The organism is Nostoc sp. (genome assembly GCF_054880495.1).
Genome location: NZ_JBTYKD010000253.1, coordinates 1 through 4571, shown reverse-complemented (window position 1 = coordinate 4571; position 4571 = coordinate 1). Strand labels below are relative to the sequence as shown.

Sequence of the window (4571 nt, the reverse complement as noted above, 5' to 3'; positions counted from 1 at the left end):
GAGTCAGGGTGAAATCACCATCTTTTGACTCAATAACCAAACCAGATTTACTGACATATTCATAATCACTCTTCAGCAAAAAGTGGACGTCTAAATCGGCTTTTTGCAGTTTTGCACCATAAAAGCCACCTAATGCACCAGTTCCTATAATGGCGTAACTACGCTTGGACATTTTGCTAACAAAGAGATTTTTCTATAATGATCATAAGGCCAATACGTTGTATACATATAGCCAAAAACTGCTGGTGTAGCATGGTTGTAGTGGGGGTAAATGAGCAATCAAACGTGCGACCCGAAGTTCTACGCCAAAGTTGCGGTTTTTCTTGTGGTGGGTTCTTTGTCTCTCTATCCCACTGTTTCTTTCATTGATTGCTTGAAAAGTCTGCAACAGGGGCAAGCACCTAGCAAAATTGAACCGTCTAATTGGGTTGATTAGGACTACAACAACGATTTTCCAAGTTGATGCGGGAATTGTGACTTTTCCTTTAAGGGGTTGACCTTGAGTGCCTAATGGCCCGGCAATGATGTAAAGTTCTTTACCTTCTTTTGTGACAAGTTCTCTAGAATATTGCTCTAAACCTTCCCAAGTGCGTCTGTTATTATCGGGAGTCTGGGGAACCATGTTAGTCATCAAGAAAGTTGAGGAATTATCCTCTACCGTCAGAGAGCGGTCTGCTGAAGGCACAACATGACCTTCCAGGAAGCTATATGTTTATCATCGCGTAACCCTAAAGACCAGATGGATGTTACTAATATTGAGATTAGCTCTGTAGAGATTCTGCCTCCCAACCAAGGAAACGTTGTAGCGCAAAATACCTCTCAACAAGTAACTCCAGAGTTGGTAGAGGAGGTAATTCGGCAATATTATTACCGCACGCCTGCGGTTGCTAATGATGAGGAGTTAATTTTGGCTTGGGCTGGAAGTCAAAACCGCGAACAAACCAAGCGAAAATACTATCGATTTGGTCAAAAATTGCTCGATTGGGTACGGAATCAAGGTATACCTGATTTGCGTTTGATTCAGCTACCATTCTTACTAGAATTTATTGCTAGTTGGGGTGACGTTTCCCCTTATACTAAATCTAACCAAGTGCTGATATTGCGATCGCTCTGGAGTTATGGGAGCGGGGAGAGTATTCGCTATTTTTTGCGGAATATTGCAAGTACGATAAATTACGATAATTTCAGTGATTTACCGAAGGCAGAGCGGTATCTAGAAGATTGGGAAATGGAGAAGCTGGGTAAGGCTGCCTCTCTTATGAGAGGGCGGTATTGGCTAGTTTTTAACTTGATTTTTTATAGTGGGATGCGGGTTGGCGAAGTCGGTAGAGTGACGGTTCCGAGTGATGAACCAAGGTTGCCCAAGGAAGATTATCCGGGTTTATATTGGCACAATTTTAAATGGCAGCCAGACCCGACACCGGATGATAGGCAAAGGGGGTATTACACAATTAAGTTTCGGGGCAAAGGTGGGAAGTACCGAGAAATTGGCTTAGACCATCAAACTTCGCTGGTTTTTAAGAAGTACCGAGGTATGGCTAGTGACAAAATGCCAGTGTTTCCCAATATGTCACCTGACCCAAAAAAACGGGGTCTGCCATTGAGCGATCGCTCAATTAAAAGGTTGATTCAAGATATATCTGAAGTGGCCAAACTAAAATTTTCTTGTCACTGGCTCAGGCATTCTCACGCAACGAGGGCGGTGGATTATAAGAATGTTTTTGAGGTGCAAAACCAGTTGGGGCACAGCAAAACCGATACAACAAAGGCTTATATCTGCACAAAAAAAGACGCAGGCACGGGTACAGTACTGCCAAGGTTTTGAACTGTTGATATTTCCATAATGGTAAAAACGAGCAAGTTTATCAATCCAGTTCAGTCATAGCTTATAGTTTTTTCAAATACATATTTGAGTTTATTGAAGTACCAAAGATCATAATTTTACCTAGAAGAACATTCAAGCATCCGTGAACAGTATGTAGGAATGCTTACTTTAAGCCAATTATCGGGCAGATAGTACGGTAATAATGCGGGTTGTATTGTGAAGAGTTTTTTAGAAACCTGTACCGTCCGCTCGTGTTCTAGTAAAGTTTACTAGAATAATGCCGCTAGGAACTAACCGCTTCTTTGTTCTCCCTGTATTGCTCATATCTAGGTAATATCTAGGTAACGTCTAGGTGAAGCCGGATTGTCCGCGACCGAAATGAGCGCGTCATCATCTTGATAATTACCTTGACACTATCATGATAAAGGTGATTATTGGTTGTGCAGTACCAGAGGCAATCGAAGGAATCTAGTGATGAATCGAAAAAAAGCTATCTTCTGTCTACTCTTAGTTGCCATAATCGCGGCTCTGTTTGCGATCAATCCAGAACCGGGAATGTCTGAGTCCCCTTCACTATTAACATGAAGCAGAGCGTGAACTTTCTTTAATGAAAACTTCAGTCTATCAGCATCCTACCGATGTCGATGAAGTAGTTGGACGCTTCAACTATGATTGCTCAGGCTTTTTAGATTATGCCTTGCAGAAAATCTCCCCTCAAGCTTACGCTGAAGTACCTGTTTCTAAATCCAAGCGTCCACTTGCTCAAGATTTTTACACTTTGTTCTCTCATCCAATCCCCAAATTGTCCCATTGGGTTCAAATTTCTCAAGTCAGTCGCCTTCGTGCAGGAGATGTTGTGGTTTGGTTACGTCCCCCAGACAATGACAGCCATAACACAGGGCATGTGATGGTAATCAGTGGTAAACCAACAGCCTCTAGTCAGGTAAATAAAAGGCTCATTCCTGTGATCGATTCAACTTCATCTCCCCACGCTCAAGACAGTCGTCATCGCAAACAAACGGGATTAGGCACAGGAGCGATTGGAGTGATTGTGGATAGTCAAGACAAGGCGATCGCATTTCGCTGGCGAGGTGGGGAATCTAAACAGGAAAAAGAAACTGCGATTGCATTTGGCAGGCTGCGCTAATCATCAAATGGCAAGGATATCGCTACAGGTACACCATTGGGACAGAAATCCAGCAAATAACCACAGAGGCAACCTTATAGCTTTGTGCAGTATATTTTAATAGCTCTAAATTTTTACGTAATATTTACTCATGAATTTTTTAAAATCACTTATCATTCCAGCTGCAACAATAATAGTTACCGTTGCATCACAAAATCCATTTTTTATTCAACGAAATAAAGTTTTAGCACAATCCATGTCCCCGGTTATTCAATACGCTAATAATTACACGTCCAATTACCTAGGTAATTGGACTGATAGTCCTAATGGTTTTGCAGGAGATCAAATTGAAGTTTACTCTAATGGCTCATATCAACTGATAAAACCAAACTTTCAGGGTGGTGTTGGCAGGTACTTACCAGGTAGTGATGACGTTACAACAGGTAACTTTACCGTAAATAGGTCTACAATATTATTTCACCCTCAAATTCTTCAAGTTTACAGTAATACAAACCATCCCAGTACATTGGGTCGCGCATCTTCTACATCTTACTACCCACATAATAGAAATAACGATTCTTTAGGCATTCTACAAAATAATATACTCGTAGTGAAAGACAGTCGAGGAAATATAACGCATTATACCAGGGTTGTTAATAGCATTGATCCTTATCACTTTAGTAATCCACTAAGTAGGTAGCCACAAATAAACCTAAACAATTATTTGAACTTCTGCTCAAAAAAATCTCCAACTAATTACGACTATTAAAAAAAATATGAGAAATCGTTTAATGCCTTTAATTGATAAAATTTTGAGATCCCCAAGCTCTAGAGTATTTTAATAATGTATTAATTAAATCATCTTAAATTTGGCTAACCTAAGCGTTTTTTCTCACTTGTGAGAAATCCGGGAAGCGACGGTCAGTCCTGTTTGAGCATGACTGAAGCTCGTACCTCTTAGATTTGCGCCTGTAAAATCTGCACCTCGAATATCTGCATAACTAAAATTTGCACCCTCAAGGTTTTGACCTTTGAAGGAACATCCACGAAGATTTTGACCGGAGTAGTCCTTAATCATAGTTTTTAGGACAAGCTGTCTTGATTTAGATTGTCATACAAATTTGGTATTCAAGATTCCTGTGCTTTTAACCCTTGAATGACCAAATTTTGAACCGTACCTTGACCACAAAATAACGTCCGCGTATTTTAAATCTGAACCATAATGCAACCAAAAGTTTTATTTAAGCATTTTGGAAAAAATGCCGCCCTTATCACTTCGTATGAAGTCGGATTTTTCAACTTTACGGTCTAGATATGGTTCAAAATGCTCAAAATATCGTTCAAAAACATTTCTCTTCAAAAATTGATTGACTCATATCTTGCACCTCACCGTATAATCCCAGAAAAAGTAAAAAGATGTGCGATAAAGCTACCTAATTTTTATTGGCTTTTATCGATAAATCAATACTTTTACTTTTTTACTGAGTAATAAAATCACATCAATTTTTGTTGGTGCAAGATGTGAGTTGATAGATTCTTGCTCCCGGCGAAGCAAAAACATGGTTTGAGATGACTGTAACAATTGCCTACCAACTTGACAAATGGCTTCAATCGAAGTGG

The 4571-nt window shown here is 40.0% G+C and carries 4 protein-coding genes and 3 pseudogenes; 4 read left to right on the top strand and 3 right to left on the bottom strand.

The window, feature by feature from the left end:
* Both ACYTXL_RS23510 and ACYTXL_RS23505 read right to left on the bottom strand, forming a co-directional pair.
* Positions 1–172 (bottom strand): 2-dehydropantoate 2-reductase N-terminal domain-containing protein (locus tag ACYTXL_RS23510; RefSeq protein ID WP_461926835.1); only part of this gene is annotated, 172 nt, incomplete at its 3' end.
* 264 nt (positions 173–436) lie between these two features.
* A pseudogene (locus ACYTXL_RS23505) lies at positions 437–694 on the bottom strand (DNA/RNA non-specific endonuclease); the annotation flags it as partial.
* Here ACYTXL_RS23505 and ACYTXL_RS23500 point away from each other — a divergent pair.
* The 4 genes and pseudogenes from ACYTXL_RS23500 to ACYTXL_RS23485 all read left to right on the top strand — a co-directional run.
* Positions 689–1825, top strand: coding sequence for a tyrosine-type recombinase/integrase (locus tag ACYTXL_RS23500; protein WP_461926834.1), 1137 nt, complete (start codon positions 689–691; stop codon positions 1823–1825). The pseudogene ACYTXL_RS23505 and the gene ACYTXL_RS23500 overlap by 6 nt on opposite strands.
* A 607-nt stretch (positions 1826–2432) precedes the next feature.
* Positions 2433–2972, top strand: a complete 540-nt coding sequence (locus ACYTXL_RS23495) for a hypothetical protein (protein WP_461926833.1) — start codon at positions 2433–2435, stop codon at positions 2970–2972.
* A gap of 130 nt (positions 2973–3102) precedes the next feature.
* On the top strand, positions 3103–3651 hold the full coding sequence (locus ACYTXL_RS23490; protein WP_461926832.1) for a hypothetical protein: 549 nt from the start codon (positions 3103–3105) through the stop codon (positions 3649–3651).
* 14 nt (positions 3652–3665) lie between these two features.
* Positions 3666–3766: pseudogene (locus tag ACYTXL_RS23485) on the top strand (IS982 family transposase); the annotation flags it as partial.
* A 107-nt stretch (positions 3767–3873) separates the two neighbouring features.
* Here the strand turns inward: ACYTXL_RS23485 and ACYTXL_RS23480 are convergent.
* Positions 3874–4029, bottom strand: a pseudogene (locus tag ACYTXL_RS23480) (pentapeptide repeat-containing protein); the annotation flags it as partial.
* Between the last annotated feature and the right edge of the window lie 542 nt (positions 4030–4571).